The sequence below is a fragment of the Nocardia sp. NPDC003693 genome (assembly GCF_053981095.1).
This window is the reverse complement of record NZ_JBSFNO010000002.1, coordinates 48,113-64,008: the sequence shown is the minus strand read 5'-3', so window position 1 is coordinate 64,008 and position 15,896 is coordinate 48,113. Positions and strand designations below refer to the sequence as shown.

The 15,896-nt window shown below is 70.3% G+C and carries 15 protein-coding genes; 9 read left to right on the top strand and 6 right to left on the bottom strand.

Annotation, left to right across the window (positions count from 1 at the left end):
• Positions 1-95: 95 nt before the first annotated feature.
• Positions 96-1,964 (top strand): glutamine--fructose-6-phosphate transaminase (isomerizing), encoded by a 1,869-nt coding sequence (glmS, locus tag ACWDOP_RS04205; protein ID WP_456343869.1) that lies wholly within the window; start codon positions 96-98, stop codon positions 1,962-1,964.
• Positions 1,965-2,044: 80 nt separating this feature from the next.
• On the opposite strand, the gene ACWDOP_RS04200 is transcribed toward glmS, so the two are convergent.
• Positions 2,045-2,470, bottom strand: coding sequence for a cupredoxin domain-containing protein (locus tag ACWDOP_RS04200; protein ID WP_454202366.1), 426 nt, complete (start codon positions 2,468-2,470; stop codon positions 2,045-2,047).
• Between the two features lie 427 nt (positions 2,471-2,897).
• On the opposite strand from ACWDOP_RS04200, the gene ACWDOP_RS04195 reads away from it, so the two are divergent.
• The 6 genes from ACWDOP_RS04195 (at position 2,898) to tsaD (ending at position 8,543) form a co-directional block, all read left to right on the top strand.
• Entirely contained in the window at positions 2,898-4,343 is a 1,446-nt protein-coding gene (locus tag ACWDOP_RS04195) for an NAD(P)H-hydrate dehydratase (RefSeq protein WP_456343868.1), read from the top strand.
• Positions 4,344-4,477: 134 nt separating this feature from the next.
• Positions 4,478-5,614 carry an alanine racemase gene (gene alr, locus ACWDOP_RS04190; protein WP_454202368.1) on the top strand — a complete coding sequence of 379 codons (1,137 nt, stop codon included), beginning with the start codon at positions 4,478-4,480 and terminating at the stop codon, positions 5,612-5,614.
• A complete protein-coding gene (gene tsaE / locus ACWDOP_RS04185; protein WP_454202369.1) occupies positions 5,611-6,066 on the top strand; it encodes a tRNA (adenosine(37)-N6)-threonylcarbamoyltransferase complex ATPase subunit type 1 TsaE in 456 nt (151 codons plus the stop codon). The genes alr and tsaE overlap by 4 nt, the downstream gene beginning before the upstream one ends.
• 211 nt (positions 6,067-6,277) lie before the next feature.
• Positions 6,278-6,970: a tRNA (adenosine(37)-N6)-threonylcarbamoyltransferase complex dimerization subunit type 1 TsaB gene (gene tsaB / locus ACWDOP_RS04180; RefSeq protein ID WP_456343867.1), complete on the top strand. Its 693-nt coding sequence runs from the start codon at positions 6,278-6,280 to the stop codon at positions 6,968-6,970.
• Entirely contained in the window at positions 6,967-7,515 is a 549-nt protein-coding gene (gene rimI / locus ACWDOP_RS04175; protein WP_454202371.1) for a ribosomal protein S18-alanine N-acetyltransferase, read from the top strand. The genes tsaB and rimI overlap by 4 nt, the downstream gene beginning before the upstream one ends.
• Positions 7,512-8,543: a tRNA (adenosine(37)-N6)-threonylcarbamoyltransferase complex transferase subunit TsaD gene (gene tsaD, locus ACWDOP_RS04170; protein WP_454202372.1), complete on the top strand. Its 1,032-nt coding sequence runs from the start codon at positions 7,512-7,514 to the stop codon at positions 8,541-8,543. The genes rimI and tsaD overlap by 4 nt, the downstream gene beginning before the upstream one ends.
• A 24-nt stretch (positions 8,544-8,567) precedes the next feature.
• Here the strand turns inward: tsaD and ACWDOP_RS04165 are convergent, their stop codons facing one another.
• Positions 8,568-8,738: a hypothetical protein gene (locus ACWDOP_RS04165; RefSeq protein WP_454202373.1), complete on the bottom strand. Its 171-nt coding sequence runs from the start codon at positions 8,736-8,738 to the stop codon at positions 8,568-8,570.
• Between the two features lie 539 nt (positions 8,739-9,277).
• The gene (locus ACWDOP_RS04160; RefSeq protein ID WP_456343866.1) at positions 9,278-10,744 is read right to left on the bottom strand and encodes an Hsp70 family protein; all 1,467 of its coding nucleotides are present in this window, start codon (positions 10,742-10,744) and stop codon (positions 9,278-9,280) included.
• Positions 10,745-11,360: 616 nt separating this feature from the next.
• Here ACWDOP_RS04160 and groES point away from each other — a divergent pair.
• On the top strand, positions 11,361-11,663 hold the full coding sequence (groES, locus tag ACWDOP_RS04155; RefSeq protein ID WP_354990166.1) for a co-chaperone GroES: 303 nt from the start codon (positions 11,361-11,363) through the stop codon (positions 11,661-11,663).
• Positions 11,664-11,871: 208 nt separating this feature from the next.
• On the top strand, positions 11,872-13,479 hold the full coding sequence (gene groL / locus ACWDOP_RS04150) for a chaperonin GroEL (protein ID WP_454202375.1): 1,608 nt from the start codon (positions 11,872-11,874) through the stop codon (positions 13,477-13,479).
• A 356-nt stretch (positions 13,480-13,835) separates the two neighbouring features.
• On the opposite strand, the gene ACWDOP_RS04145 is transcribed toward groL, so the two are convergent.
• From ACWDOP_RS04145 to ACWDOP_RS04135, 3 genes are all read right to left on the bottom strand, one after another.
• Positions 13,836-14,147 carry an RskA family anti-sigma factor gene (locus ACWDOP_RS04145; RefSeq protein ID WP_454202376.1) on the bottom strand — a complete coding sequence of 104 codons (312 nt, stop codon included), beginning with the start codon at positions 14,145-14,147 and terminating at the stop codon, positions 13,836-13,838.
• A 1-nt stretch (position 14,148) separates the two neighbouring features.
• Positions 14,149-14,712, bottom strand: coding sequence for a sigma-70 family RNA polymerase sigma factor (locus ACWDOP_RS04140; RefSeq protein WP_454202565.1), 564 nt, complete (start codon positions 14,710-14,712; stop codon positions 14,149-14,151).
• 457 nt (positions 14,713-15,169) lie between these two features.
• Positions 15,170-15,463 carry a WhiB family transcriptional regulator gene (locus ACWDOP_RS04135; protein WP_153805677.1) on the bottom strand — a complete coding sequence of 98 codons (294 nt, stop codon included), beginning with the start codon at positions 15,461-15,463 and terminating at the stop codon, positions 15,170-15,172.
• Positions 15,464-15,896: the final 433 nt, after the last annotated feature.

Here is a 15,896-nt window from a genome sequence, read left to right as displayed (position 1 = left end):
GAACTTATAGGATCGCCGCTTCCTTGGGGCGTTTCGCCCGGTCCGCTGCGCATCCGGATTCGCCCGCCCCGCACACCTCGGTAGGCTGGTGACCCATGTGCGGAATCGTGGGGTACGTGGGGTATAGGGACGCCCTGGCCGTGGTGGTGGACGCGTTGCGCCGCATGGAGTATCGCGGCTACGACTCCGCGGGCGTGGCCATCGCCGACGGCGCGGGCGGGCTCGCCGTCGAACGAAAAGCGGGCCGCCTCGCCAATCTGGAAGCCGAACTCGGCGAGTCCGGTGTCGAGCGTTTCGCGGGCTCCACCGGAATGGGCCACACCCGCTGGGCCACCCACGGTGCGCCCACCGACCGCAACGCCCATCCGCACCGCGACCACACCGGGCGGGTCGCGGTGGTGCACAACGGCATCATCGAGAACTTCGCGCCGCTGCGCCGCGAGCTCGAGGAGGCCGGGGTCGAGCTCGGCAGCGACACCGACACCGAGGTCGCGGTCCACCTGGTCGCGCGCGCCTACGCCAAGGGCGAGACCGCCGGCGACTTCGTCGCCTCCGCGCTCGGGGTCGTGCGCCGCCTCGAAGGCGCGTTCACCCTGGTCTTCACGCACGCCGACCATCCGGACACCATCGTCGCCGCCCGCCGCTCCACCCCGCTGGTCGTCGGCGTGGGCCAGGGCGAGATGTTCATCGCCTCCGACGTCACCGCCTTCATCGAGCACACCCGCGAAGCCGTCGAACTCGGCCAGGACCAGGCCGTGGTCATCACCGCGAACACCTACGCCGTCACCGACTTCCACGGCTCGACCGAGGGCGTGCGCATCCGCCCATTCACCATCGACTGGGATCTGGCCGCCGCCGAGAAGGGCGGCCACGAGTACTTCATGCTCAAGGAGATCGAGGAGCAGCCCGCGGGCGTGGCCGACACGCTGATCGGGCACTTCGCCGACGGCAAGATCGTCCTCGACGAGCAGCGCCTGCACGATCAGGAACTGCGCGAGGTCGACAAGGTCTTCGTCGTCGCGTGCGGCAGCTCGTATCACGCCGGGCTGCTCGCCAAATACGCCATCGAGCACTGGACCCGGCTGCCCGTGGAAGTCGAGCTCGCCAGCGAATTCCGTTACCGCGACCCGGTTCTGGATCGCTCCACGCTCGTGGTGGCCATCTCCCAGTCCGGTGAAACCGCCGACACGCTCGAGGCCGTCCGGCACGCCAAGGAGCAGAAGGCGCGCGTGCTGGCCATCTGCAACACCAACGGCGCGCAGATCCCGCGCGAGGCCGACGCCGTGCTCTACACCCGCACCGGACCGGAGATCGGCGTCGCCTCCACCAAGGCGTTCCTCGCCCAGATCACCGCCAACTATCTGGTCGGCCTGGCCCTCGCGCAGGCGCGCGGCGTGAAGTACCCGGACGAGGTCGCGCGCGAATTCGCCGAACTCGAAGCCATGCCGAAACTCGTTTCCCGCGTGCTGGAATCGGGCGAACAGGTGCGTGCCATCGCCCGGCAGCTCGCCCACGTGCCCACGGTGCTGTTCCTGGGCAGGCACGTCGGCTACCCGGTGGCGCTCGAGGGCGCGCTCAAACTCAAGGAACTGGCGTACATGCACGCCGAGGGGTTCGCCGCGGGCGAGCTCAAGCACGGCCCCATCGCACTCATCGAAGAGGGCCTGCCGGTCATCGTGGTCATGCCCTCGCCCAAGGGCCGCGCGATCCTGCACTCCAAGCTGCTGAGCAACATCCGCGAGATCCAGGCGCGCGGCGCCCGCACCATCGTCATCGCCGAGGAAGGCGACGACACGGTGCGCCCGTTCGCCGACGATCTCATCGAAATCCCGGCCGCCCCAACGCTCTACCAGCCCCTGCTGGCGACGGTTCCGCTCCAGATCTTCGCCGCCGAGGTCGCCATGGCCCGCGGCTACGACGTGGACAAGCCCCGCAATCTCGCGAAGTCCGTCACCGTCGAATAGCTCCGCTGATCGCGTGCCGCCGGAGCTGTCCGGCGGCACGAGCGGGCGCCGCCCAGGTGGGGACCGTGCGGGGTGCGGGCCTACGCCTCGACGGTGACGGTGCCCTTCATGTCCGGGTGCAGCGGGCAGAGGTAGCGGTAGGTGCCCGGGCTGGTGAAGGTGTAGCTCCACTCGCCGGTGCGGATGATCGGGCTGTTGATGCCGAGCGCCACGTCGCCGATGCCCTGCACCGCGTGCGGGGCCTTGTCGGCGAACTTCCACAGCACGGTGTCGCCGGCCTTCACGGTGAGGTTGGCGGGGGAGAACTTCATGTCGTCGACCGTCACCGTCACGCTGGCGGCGGGGCGGGGGCCGGACGTGTCCGCCGCTCCGGAGGTGGAGGTCGCCGGGGTGGAGGTGGTCGGGGAATCGGACTTGTCCGAACCGCAGCCGCCCAGCGCCAACGCCCCGCTCAGCACGGTCACCAGGAACAGGGCACGCACGGGGGAGAAGCGGCGGATCGACATGCGGGCCAGAGTAAACGGTCGCGGGTCACCACTCGGCCTCGACCTCCGCTCTGCCCTCGCGGCCCGCTCGACGGCTCCCGCGCGGCCGAGGGGCTCGGCCGCGGGATCCTGCTCGATCGCGAGCCGGCCCGGCCGGGGAGCCTGCCCGGATCGCAGCCGAACACCCCCGGCGGATCGGGTTCGGTTCGGGCGGCCTGGGCGAGCCGGTACTTGACCCACGAACGTCCCGGCCGACACGTTCGGGATTGTGCTCGACCCCACGCGGCCGGGAGCCTGCTGGTCGGGAAGCCTGCCCCGTGCAGATCCGGAAGTGCCTGACCCACGGCGGGGTGTGAACCGACCTACCGCACCGTCGGGGCGTAGTCTGCTCACGTTCTGCACAGGCGGGGCGCGAGCCCCGCGAACCTGCTCTCGCGGGAGGCGACGCATGACCTCGAGCGACCGGCGCGGATACTTCACCGCCGCGGAGATCCGTGCGGCGGAAGCCGAGCTGTTCGGCCGGGTCCCGGACGGAATGCCCATGCGCCGTGCGGCTTTCGGGTTGGCGGAGGTCGTCGTGCGGGAACTGCGCGAGCGCACCGGGGGCGTGGCGGGGCGGTCGGTGACGCTGCTGGTCGGTTCCGGGGACAACGGCGGCGACGCGCTCTGGGCGGGATCGTTCCTGCGGCGGCGCGGGGTCGCGGTGGCTGCCGTGCTGCTCGCGCCCGAGCGCGCGCACGCGGCCGGCTTGGCCGCCCTGCGGCGGGCAGGCGGGCGAGTCGGCTCCGACCTGGGTACGCCGGACCTCGTCGTGGACGGGATCGTGGGAATCTCCGGGCGCGGTTCGTTGCGACCCGATGCCGCGAAACTGGTTGCCGAAGTGGATGTTCCGATCATCGCCGCAGACCTGCCGAGTGGCGTCGACCCGGACACGGGCGCCGTGGACGGTCCCGCCGTGCGGGCCGCGGTGACCGTCGCGTTCGGCGCGTACAAGCCGGTGCACGCGCTGGCGGCCCCGTACTGCGGCCGAATCGATCTGGTGCCCATCGGATTACGGCTGCCCGAGCCGAATCTCGCGGCGCTCGAACCGGTGTCGATCGGCGCGCACTGGCCGGTTCCCGGAGCGGCGGACGACAAGTACACCCAGGGCGTGACGGGCGTCTGCGCGGGCAGCGCCACCTATCCGGGCGCGGCCGTGCTGTGCACCGGCGGCGCGGTCGCCGCGACCTCGGGCATGGTCCGCTACGCCGGTACCGGGGCCGAGTCCGTGCTGGCGCACCTCCCGGAAGTCATTGCCGCGCCCTCCGTTTCAGCGACCGGCCGGGTCCAGTCCTGGGTGTTCGGCCCCGGCGCGGGCACCGATGCCGCGGCCGGGGAACGGCTCGCCGAGATCCTGGCCACCGACCTTCCGGTGGTGGTGGACGCCGACGGTCTCACCCTGCTGGCCGCGAACCCCGCCCTGGTCGCCGGCCGCGCCGCGCCGACGGTGCTGACCCCCCACGCCGGTGAGTTCGCCCGCCTGACCGGCGCCGAACCCGGACCCGACCGGGTGTCGGCGGTCCGCGAGCTCGCCGAATCCTGGCGGGTCACAGTCCTTCTCAAAGGCCGGGCCACGCTCGTCGCCGCGCCCGGACAGCCGGTGCTGGTCAACGAGGCGGGCGGATCCTGGGCCGCGACCGCCGGGGCGGGCGATGTCCTGTCCGGGGTCGTCGCCGCCCTGCTGGCCGCCGGGCGCGAACCCGCCTGGGCCGCCGCGGCGGGCGCCCGCGTCCACGCGCTGGCCGCCAACCTCGCCGCGCACGACACGTCCGGCGCCGGTGCGCCGGTCTCGGCTTCCCCGCTGCTCGCGCACATTCGCGCGGCCATCGCCACCCTGCGCGAACTCGCCGCCTGAGCCGGGCGGCGGCGAATCGCGCCGCGCGCCGGGCGCGGAGTTCCGCTCGGTCGGCAGGCCGCGAGCGAGATCGGCCCGCCTACCCGGCCGGGTGTGATCGGTGTCGCGGGGGCCGGGATGGCAGGATCTCGGGTGTGAACAAGCCCGACCCGCAGGTGGAGACCCTCGTCGATCTGAGCGCCATTGCCCACAATGTGCGAATTCTGGCCGAGCACGCGGGAGACGCGGCCGTCATGGTCGTGGTGAAGGCGGACGGATACAACCACGGGGCGGCGGAGGTGGCGCGGGCCGCGCTGGCGGCCGGGGCGCGCGAGCTCGGCGTGACCACCGTGGGGGAGGCGCTGCAACTGCGGGCGGCCGGGATCACCGCGCCGATTCTGTGCTGGCTCAACAACTCCGACGCCGACTTCGTGAGCGCGGTCGCCGCCGACATCGAGATCGCGACGCCGTCGGTCGCGCACCTGCGGGCCGTCGCCGCCGCCGCGCGCGAGGTCGGCAGGACCGCGATCGTCTCGCTCAAGGTCGATACCGGACTGAACCGCAACGGCGTCTCGCCCACCGAATACGTGGCGGTGCTCGAGCTGTTGCGGGAACTGGTGGCCGCGGGCACCGTGCGCTTCCGCGCCGTGTTCTCCCATCTCGCGCACGCCGATCAGCCGCATCACCCGACCATCGACATGCAGCGGGATCGATTCCTCGACTACATCGCCATCGCCAAGGAACACGGCCTGGAACCGGAACTGGTGCACCTGGCCAACTCCGCCGCGACCCTGACCCGCCCGGACCTGGCGTTCGACATGGTCCGGCCCGGCATCGCGGTGTACGGACTCTCGCCCATCCCGGAGATCTCGGACTTCGGGCTGCGCCCGGCCATGACCTTCCGGGCCCGCGTCGCCCTCGTGAAGCACGTCGCCGCAGGGGAAGGCGTGTCCTACGGGCACGAGTGGATCGCCGAACGCGAGACGACCGTCGCACTCATTCCCGCCGGATACGCCGACGGCGTGCCACGCACCCTCGGCGGCAAATTCGAGGTGTGGGTCGGCGGCGCGCGGCGGCCCAATGTCGGGCGCGTCTGCATGGATCAGCTGCTGGTGGACCTGGGCGACAACGCCTCCGGGGTCCGCGAGGGGGACACCGCGGTGCTGTTCGGCGGCGACGCCGGGGAGCCGCACGCGCAGGAGTGGGCCGACATCCTCGGCACCATTCACTACGAGGTGGTGTGCGCCCCGCGCGGACGCGTCGTGCGCCGGCACCTCGGCGGTGACCGGTGAGCGCGCGCGGCGGCCATCGCGAACTACCCACCGTGGAGGACACCGAAGCCCTCGGCCGCGAGCTCGCCACCCAGCTGCAAGCCGGTGACCTGGTGATCCTCGACGGCCCGCTCGGCGCGGGCAAGACCGCCCTCACCCGCGGCATCGCCGCCGGCCTCGGCGTCCAAGGCCGGGTCAGCTCACCGACTTTCATCATCGCCCGCCAGCACCGCGCCGCCGCCGACCCCGGCTCGATAGCCCTGGTCCACGTGGACGCCTACCGCCTCGGCGGCGACCTCGACGAGCTCGACGCCCTCGACCTCGACACCGACCTCAACGACGCCGTCGTGGTGGTCGAGTGGGGCCTCGGCGTGGTCGAGCACCTGGCCGACCGCCACCTCCGCGTCCTGCTCCGCCGCGAACCCGACTCCGACACCCGCACCGCCGACTGGGAATGGGTGTCATCGAACTGACCCCCGGCCCTCGTGTGCGATCAGGGTCACGCCGCACCGCCAAAAACATCTCGGGTACTCCCACCTGGCAGTTCGCGGCCCGTCTCGTTCTGGACTGAGTGGAGCGGGGGAGCGAAGCGGAGGAGCGGAGGGAGGGAAGAACGAGACTTCGGGGGCCGCGAACCCGCCGGAGCGCAGCGTAGGCCGACGGCACAGTATCGTGGGGGCAATCATGCTTGTATTGGCTGTCGACACCTCGACTCCTGCCGTTACGGCGGGACTGGTGGAACTGGAACCGGCGGACGGCGAGGCTTCCGCACCTCGAATCACCACGATCGCCTCCAGGGTGACCGTGGACGCACGCGCGCACAACGAGGTGCTGACCCCGCAGATCCTGGCCTGCCTGGCCGAATCCGGGCGGGCCAGAGCCGATATCGCGGCGGTCGTCGCGGGCGTGGGCCCGGGGCCGTTCACCGGGCTGCGGGTCGGCATGGCCACCGCGGCCGCGTTCGGTGACGCGCTGGGCGTGCCGGTGTTCGGGGTGTGCAGCCTCGACGCCATCGCCGCCGACACCGAAAGCTATCTGCGCGATCGCACGGAACCCGTCGAACTGCTGGTCGTCACCGACGCCCGCCGCCGCGAGGTGTACTGGGCGCGCTACGACACCACCGGCCGCATCGAGGGGCCGGAGGTGAGCAAGCCCGCCGATCTGGATCCGGGCACCGCGACCGTCATCGCGGGGTCGGCCTCGCACGTGGACTATTTCGATCTCCCGGTGCTGCCGGTGGAGACCCCGTCCCCGGCCGGGCTGGTGCGCTGCGCCGCCGCCGATCTGCTCGCCGGCGTCACGCCCGAACCGCTGGTGCCGCTGTACCTGCGCCGGCCCGACGCGGTCGAGAAGAGCTACGCGCAGGTGGGCCGATGACCATCCGCATCGGACCGATGCGGCCGAGCGACGCCGCGCGCTGCGCCCAGCTCGAGACCGTGCTCTTCCCCGAGGACGATCCCTGGCACGAGGTGTCGTTCCTGTCGGAACTGGCCGGACCGCACAACCGCTACATCACCGCCCGCGATGCCGACAACCGCATGGTCGGCTACGCCGGCATCGCCCTGCTCGGCACCCCCGAACATCCCGAGGCCGAAATCCACACCATCGGCGTGGATCCGCGCGTGCATCGCGGCGGCATCGGCACCCAGCTGCTCCACGCACTGCTCGCCGAGGCCGGCCGGCGCGGCGGGCCGGTGTTCCTGGAGGTGCGCACCGACAACGCGCCCGCCATCGCGCTGTACGAGAAGCACGGCTTCCACATCATCGGCCTGCGCAAGAACTACTACCAGCCCAGCGGCGCGGACGCGTACACCATGCGCCGCCCCGCCCTGGCCGGATTCCCGCAGGGCGCCGCGGCTTTCGCGGCGGAGAAGACCGGCGCGGCCGAGGCGCTCCCGCACGACACCGAGGTCACGTCATGATCGTCATGGGTATCGAGAGCTCCTGCGACGAGACCGGGGTCGGCATCGTCCGGCACCTGCCGGACGGATCCTGCGAACTGCTCGCCGACGAGGTCGCCTCCAGCGTGGATCAGCACGCGCGCTTCGGCGGCGTGGTGCCCGAGATCGCCTCGCGCGCCCACCTGGAATCCATCGTCCCGGCCATGCGCCGGGCGCTCGCGGCGGCCGATATCGAACGGCCCGACGCGCTGGCCGTCACCATCGGGCCCGGACTCGCCGGCGCCCTGCTGGTCGGGGTCGCGGCGGCGAAAGCCTATGCGGCGGCCTGGGATATCCCGTTCTACGCGCTCAACCACCTCGGCGGGCACGTCGCGGTGGACACCCTCGAACACGGGCCCATGCCGCCCGCGGTCGCGCTGCTGGTGTCCGGCGGCCATACCCACCTGCTGCAGGTCACCGACCTCGGGCAGCCGATCGTCGAACTCGGCAGCACCATCGACGACGCCGCCGGTGAGGCGTTCGACAAGGTGGCCCGGCTGCTCGGACTCGGCTACCCCGGCGGCCCCGTGCTCGACGCCATTGCCGCCGAGGGTGATCCGGCGGCCATCGCGTTCCCGCGCGGCATGACGGGTCCGCGCGACGCGCGCTACGACTTCTCGTTCTCCGGGCTCAAGACCGCCGTGGCCCGCTACGTCGAGGCCGCGCAGCGCGAGGGCCGCGAGGTGCCGATCCCGGACATCGCCGCGTCGTTCCAGGAGGCGGTGGCGGACGTGCTGACGATGAAGGCCGTGCGCGCGGCCGAGGACGTCGGCGTCGACACGATCGTGCTCGGCGGCGGCGCGACCGCGAACTCCCGCATCCGCTCCATGGCCCAGGAACGGTGCGCCGCCGCCGGTCTCACGCTGCGCGTCCCGAAGCCGCGCCTGTGCACCGACAACGGCGTCATGATCGCCACCCTCGGCGCGCATGTGATCGCGGGCGGCGCCCAGCCCTCCGAGCTGACCGTGGCCACCGATCCGGGCCTGCCGGTCTCCACCAGCCAGCTCTGACGCCGGGCCCGCGCCCGTCCGCCGCTACCCCCGGTCCGCACACGCGGGCGTCGCGATGTGCGCGACCGACAGCACAGCGCAGACGATCCCGCCGTCGTGCTCCCCGGCCCCCTCGACCGCCGGCGCGGTCGACAACACCGACAACGCCAATCCCACCGCAGCCACGCACCCGGCCGCGACGTCCCTGATCCGCATAGAGCCACCTCACTCCTCGGGAAGATTCCCGCCCGCGACGCTAACGACGTAAGCGGCGCGCCCCCAGCCGGAACTTCCCCCGCCCCGGAAACCGTGGGCCGGTGCGGGAGTGGTGGATCGGCGAGTTGCCGTGTTCAGGCCCGGTCACCGGGTTGAAGGCGTGGCCCGAGTCGGGAGCTCGTTCGGTAGGGAATCGTCGGCCGGGGCGCTGCGGTAGCGCGGCGGATCGTGTTGTCCGCGTGCCGTATCGGGCGGGGCGACACGGACCTGGGTGAGAGGGCCTGGTCCGGGGTGTGCGACTTCGGTTCGGCGAGTCGGGGATTGGCGCGCGGGAGGTCGGCGTGTGGGGGTAACGGGTGGGGAGTGGCGGGGGATGGGCTGGATATGAAGAGCGTGGTGGGGGACGCGAGACGGCCTGCGCGGGCGGGTTCGAGGGTGCTCGACCGGAGGGGGCGTCGGGAGAGTCGGCGGCACTCGCGTGGGGCCGAAGGACTTTCGACGGTGAGCCGCGACCGGGGGTGGGGGCGCGGGGAGATCGGTCAGTTGGTGGGACGGACCGACGTCGTGGTCGAACCGGCGCCGGAACCGGAGTCGCGGCGCGGGGTCGTGGTGGCGGGGGCGCTCGGGTCGGCGGAGTCGCTGGGCGGGGTGGTGCCCAGGAGGGGGCCGAGCAGGCGCGGCAGGTCGGAGGGGAACGGGATCTGCGGCAGACCGGGATCCGGGCGCAGGGGCGGCTGCTGGATGGTGGTGACCGTGGTGCTCGGGCCGGCCGTGGTGGCGCCCGCGGGGCCGGTGGTGGTGACCGGCGGCGGGGTGGTGCGGCGGGCGGTCTCGCGGTTCGGGACCGTGGTGGTGCTGAGGTCGGGGCCCACGCCCGCGCCGGTGCTCGGCACGGTGGACGAAACCGGCTGCTGCACACCGGTGGTGGGGGAGTAGTTGGTGCCCTGCGGTTCGGGGACCAACTCCTTCACGCCGTATCCGATGATCAGCCCGACCACCACGATGGCGCCGGCGAGCGTGCCCGCGAGCTTGGTGAAGGTGCCGATCGGCGCGTCGGCGCCGCGGCTGATGACCGGGAAGGCGGTGGGTGCGGCCGAATCCGCGGTGAGCGCCGCGCCTTTGGCAATGGCCGATTCCGGCTCGGGCACGGTGAACACCGGAACATCGAGCTGCCGTTCGAGATTGGCCACCACGGCGGGGGTGTTCGCGCCGCCGCCGATGACCGCGACCGCCTCCGGGAATTTCGGGGCGCGGGCGAAAACCCCGCGGGCGAAGCCCGAGAGCTCGCGTAGTAGGTCGGCGACCAGCTCGTCGAAATCCACCCGGGTGAGCTTGAGCGGCTGCCCGGCCACGTGGTCGATGGTGACCGCGGGCGCGATGGACAGATGCTCCTTGGCCGCGCGACTGCGGTTGAGCAGCATGCCGCGATTGGGCCGCGTGCCGCGGCGCGCCAGGTGGCAGTCCATCAGGTGCTGCAGGATCAATTCGTCGACCGCGTTGCCGCTGACCGCGGCGGTGCGCTCGGACCGGAGCACGGTGTCGTCGGCGTGGTCGGCCACGGTGACGGTGGATCCGGAGGCGCCCATGTCGAGCACCGCGACGGTTTCGTATCTGTCCAGCAAACCGGTGTGGCGCAGGAAGGCCAGGGCCGCCGTGGTTTCCGGGATCAGTCGCACCTCGCGACGTTGCCGGCCGATAGCTGACCGGATGATCTGGGCCTGTTCCCGGTCTCGATACGCCACCGCGATGTCGCCGGGTGCGCCGGACTCCGAATCCTGCTGTGCCGAGCGCGGTCCGGGATGCGCGCCGACCGGATGCACTGTCTCGCGCGGAATCTGGGTGGTCATCAGCTCGATGGAGGAGGCGACCAGGTCACCCAGGTCCGAATGTGCCGTGTCGGCGGTGACCATCCGGTAGTCGAAGTTCTGGGCGCCGTTGGGTGCGGTGGTGACCGTGGCCGAGCACACCACTTCGCTCCCCGCGGAGATGCCGAGGGATGTTCGCATGTTCACCTCCCTTCGAGCGGATGGTCCGGGTGTAGACGACCATCTCGAACGGACTCTGGGACCGCCCCGTGGATGACGGGTGATCCCGAGCTACGGATCCGGCCGGGCCCCCGTCCGATGGGGCTTCGGGACCAGCCAGCGATCACTTGCGGTAAGGCTCTCGTCTCAGCGCTGTGCGGAAACTCCCGCGCAGTGGGGTTCAGCAACTGTGGGATGAAGCAACTGTGTAACTGTTCGGCGGCGGCGTGACGGGGGTGATCGAGGGTCGACAGCCCTGCCGCGCGGCCGTCGTCAATGGTGTCACAATCCGTTATCCGAACGTTACAGATTTTCGTTTTTCTTTGGAAGCCCTCAGATTTTCCGGCCGTTCGCTCCGGCGAGTCGGGGTTATCCGTCTCAGCTGCGGATAACCCTGCCTTGAGCGCTGGCACTCACGTGTATAGAGTGCTAGTTGGCTCCCGGTCAGTGCTCCCGGACGCCAGTTTCTGACTACTGGGCAGTGGTCCCGGCTCCCGCGACGACGGGGCTTGTGCGCAGGGTCAGAGCCAAAGACCGAAACCGTGAGTCCGGGGAACCGCCCCGGGCGCGAAGACCCCTGAAAAGTGGAGGGCTCAACGTGGCGAGCGTGAACATCAAGCCGCTCGAGGACAAGATCCTCGTCCAGGCCAACGAGGCCGAGACGACGACCGCCTCCGGCCTGGTCATCCCCGACACGGCGAAGGAGAAGCCCCAGGAGGGCACCGTCATCGCCGTGGGTCCCGGCCGCTGGGACGACGAAGGCGAGAAGCGCATCCCGCTGGACGTCAAGGAAGGCGACGTCGTCATCTACAGCAAGTACGGCGGCACCGAGATCAAGTACGGCGGCGGCGAATACCTGATCCTGTCGGCGCGCGACCTGCTGGCCGTCGTCACCAAGTAGGAACGACCGAACTCGGACCCGCGAATTCGGCCCCGCCCCCCAAATTGGGTGGGTGGGCGCGCCGATTCGAAACACCCGAAAAGGGTGAACGGGGCACCACCGCCCCGTTCGGGTCACCGAGATTTCCGCCCCGGTGCCGTCGCTGTCCACAGCTCCGGCCCCGGGGCGGTTCGCGTTCTACCCCAACTCACTTCAGGAGCAGGTACACATGCCAAAGCAGATCGAATTCGACGAGAAGGCTCGTCGCGCGATGGAGCGCGGCGTCGACAAGCTCGCCGACGCCGTGAAGGTCACCCTGGGCCCGCGCGGCCGGCACGTGGTGCTGGCCAAGGCTTTCGGCGGCCCGACCGTCACCAATGACGGCGTGACCATCGCCCGCGACATCGATCTCGAGGATCCGTTCGAGAACCTGGGCGCGCAGCTGGTCAAGAGCGTCGCCACCAAGACCAACGACGTCGCGGGCGACGGCACCACCACCGCCACCGTCCTGGCGCAGGCGCTCATCAAGGGCGGCCTGAAGAACATCGCCGCGGGCGCCAACCCGATGACCCTGGGCAAGGGCATGGGCAAGGCCGCCGACGCGATCACCGCCGCCCTGCAGGCCGCGGCCACCCCGGTCGACGGCGAGAAGGCCATCGCCCAGGTCGCCACCGTGTCCTCGCGCGACGAGGAGATCGGCGAGCTGGTCGGCAAGGCGCTCACCACCGTCGGCAAGGACGGCGTGGTCACCATCGAGGAGTCCTCCTCGACCCAGACCGAGCTGGCCATCACCGAGGGCGTGCAGTTCGACAAGGGCTACCAGTCCCCGTACTTCGTCACCGACCCGGAGACGCAGCAGGCCGTTCTCGAGGACGCCTGGATCTTGCTGAACCGCGAGAAGATCAGCTCGCTGCCCGACCTGCTCCCGCTGCTGGAGAAGATCGCGGAGTCCGGCAAGCCGGTCGTTCTCATCGCCGAGGACATTGAGGGCGAGGCGCTGTCCACCCTGGTGGTCAACGCGATCCGCAAGACCCTCAAGGCCGTTGCCGTGAAGGCCCCGTTCTTCGGTGACCGCCGCAAGGCGTTCCTGGACGACCTGGCCATCGTCACCGGCGGCACCGTGATCAACCCGGACCTGGGCATCACGCTGCGCGAGGCCGGCCTGGACGTGCTGGGCAAGGCCCGTCGCGTGGTGGTCACCAAGGACGAGACCACCATCGTCGAGGGCGCCGGCACCCAGGAGGAGATCAACGCGCGGGTTTCCCAGCTGCGCAAGGAGATCGAGAACACCGACTCCGACTGGGACCGCGAGAAGCTCGAGGAGCGCCTGGCCAAGCTGGCCGGCGGCGTCGCCGTCATCAAGGTCGGCGCGGCCACCGAGACCGAGCTCAAGGAGCGCAAGTACCGCGTCGAGGACGCGGTCGCTTCCGCCAAGGCCGCGGTCGCCGAGGGCATCGTCCCCGGCGGCGGCACCGCGCTGGTGCAGGCCGCCGCGACCCTGGGCGCGCTGAAGGACTCGCTCTCGGGTGACGAGGCGGTCGGCGTCGAGGTCGTGCGCCAGGCGCTGCTGGCCCCGCTGTACTGGATCGCCACCAACGCGGGCGTCGACGGCGCGGTCGTGGTCGCCAAGGTCACCGAGGGCAAGGACGGCTTCAACGCCGCCACCCTGGCCTACGGCGATCTGGTCGCCGACGGCGTCATCGACCCGGTCAAGGTGACCCGTTCCGCGGTCGAGAACGCCATCTCGGTGGCGCGCATGGTGCTCACCACCGAGAGCGCCATCGTGGAGAAGCCGGCCGAGGAGCCGGCCGACGCGCACCACGGCCACTCGCACTGAGTGTGAGGACCGCTCGGCGCTCGTGAGTCGCTGAACGACGAAGCCCCCGGACAGGAGACCTGTCCGGGGGCTTCGTCGTGTTCGGGGGCGGGTTCGCGGTCGATCTGTCCGGAGCGGGCGTCGGGCTCCGCCGGGCCTGTCGGGCCGCCGCCGTACTCGGCCCGGGGTGCGGGCTGTCGCGGATTGCGGTCAGGGCCACTTGACGCCGAGGGGGAGCGAAGGGCCCTGGAAACCGTTGTGCGCGCGAGTGATCCCCGCGGGTGGGAGCGGCGTCCGCGTCCCGTGCACGGGGCCGGAGCCCGGTCGCACAGAAGGGACTGGGCGGATGCCCTGATCGGCGGATAAGCGAAAGCGGCTCAGTCGTGAACGGCTGGGCTGCGCCCGTTTCCGGAATGGAGCGTGGAGCGGTCGTGATGGAACTCTGTGGCCGGCGCCTGGTCTGCTGCTACTGCGGCGAGAACGCGGTCGCGCAGGGCGGGCGGCGGTGGTGTGGCCACCGTGCTCGCGTACGCGGCGAGGGCGTCTCGGGTGTGCTGCACTTCCTGGGTGAAGCTCGCGCGCAGTACCGGATCGTCGGTATCCAATAGTTCCCGCACCGCGCGCTGATCTTCGTCGCCGATCGATCCCAGCGCGACAGTGTGCGCGAGATCGATCTGGCTTTCGTTCATCTCACGTCACTCCCAAACTTTTCTTGAGTCGTGTCAGTCCGTCCCGTATACGGGACTTAACGGTAGGTAACCCTACTCCGAGGTATGCCGCTACCTCCGCATATGTGCGTCCGCCGAAGTAGGCGAGTGAGATCGCCTCACGCTGCGTCTCGGTGAGGGTCGCCAGACCCTGCAGGACCGCCTGCTGTTCGAGCCGCCGGCCGACCTCTTCGGTGACTTCGTCGAACTCGTTACCGAGAGTGCTGGTGCCATAGGCGACTTCGCGCAGGGCGTGGGCTTGTTCGGCACGTACCCGATCGACCGCGCGCCGGTGGGCGAGGGTCATGAGCCAGGTGACAGCGGACCCCTTCGCCGGATCGAAATTGGCTGCGGTGCGCCATATCTGGAGGTAGACCTCCTGGGTGGTCTCCTCCGCATAGCCCGGATCGTGTAGCACCCGTAGAACCAGCCCGAAGACTCGCGCGCTCGTGCGGTCGTAGAGCTCGGCGAATGCCGGCTCGTCGGACTGCCCGCAGCGCTGGAGAAGTGCGGCTAGTTCGAGGCTTTCGGCTGCGCGTGCCGTCATCGCAGAGTCCGTCGGTGTCTCCACCTTCTCGTTCCCCGAACTCTGGAACGAGTCGCCCTCTGCGGCCGGCGGCCGCGCTGTCACAACGCTCCGTTCTGTGTCATCGGCCACGAGGGTAGCGTGCCGCTATGACCTCCTTTCGCGTGGGGGTATCGGCAAAACGATTGTCGTACAGCGGTTTTCCGTTTTGTCCCGACTTGTCCAAACCGGTCAGAAAAGAAGACACGCCGTGACACGCCGGAGCTCCGGAGAAACGCCGTAGCTCTGCCGTCGGCAACCGATTTTGCGCTCCGCAGTGGCCGGTTGTTTGCTAGACATTCGGCGCGCCGTGCCGCGCGGATGGGAAACTTTCTGAACTCACACCGGCTGTGGTCAGCAACAACGCAGCCACTCGCCCCGCTCGTATCGCTGATACACAGGAGTCACACACGTGCTCCCGGGCGATCTTCCCGGAGTGTCAGGCGACCGCCCGGCGGCGGTTGCGGCGCGCGTGCATCTCGCGCTCGGTCTCGGACATCCCGCCCCAGATTCCATAGGGCTCGCTGACCTTCAGGGCGTGCGAACGGCACTGCAGCAGGACGGGGCAGGCGCGGCAGACTTCCTTGGCGCGCATCTCGCGCTGGGCACGTGCCCGGCCGCGCTCGCCATCCGGATGGAAGAACACCGAAGAGTCCTGTCCGCGGCAGGACCCGCGCATCTGCCAATCCCAGACATCGGCGTTCGGACCAGGGAGGTGGGTCGGCATCGGCATGGTGAACTCCTCTTGGTGCGAGCTCGTCGGCATTGTCGAGCAGTGCTGGTGGCAAACGGTGAGCCGCATCGCCGGCTCCCGGCGATCACGCTCCGCCGGTGCCGCAATTTCACACGGCGCCGACGGCGGCGATGTCGTACGTTAGGTCGGACAATGAATTCCAGTCAATAGACAGTTCCACGCTGATCCAAATACCTGCGCATTAGAGAATTAACATCGTTGCTATTTACAAGTGGGGCCGACTGCGGTGATACTGATCGGTTGGCCAGGAGGGTGCGGGCTCTCTGATAGCCCATCCGACTTGTTAAAAGCACTGGTGGAGACCGGTTTTCGGGCGCGAATGGGATCAATGCCAGCTATGCGGGAGTGGTGATCAGCGTGATCTCAGCCATTGCGTCGCTCGCCGTGAGTGCGGTAGAGATGGCCACCTCGA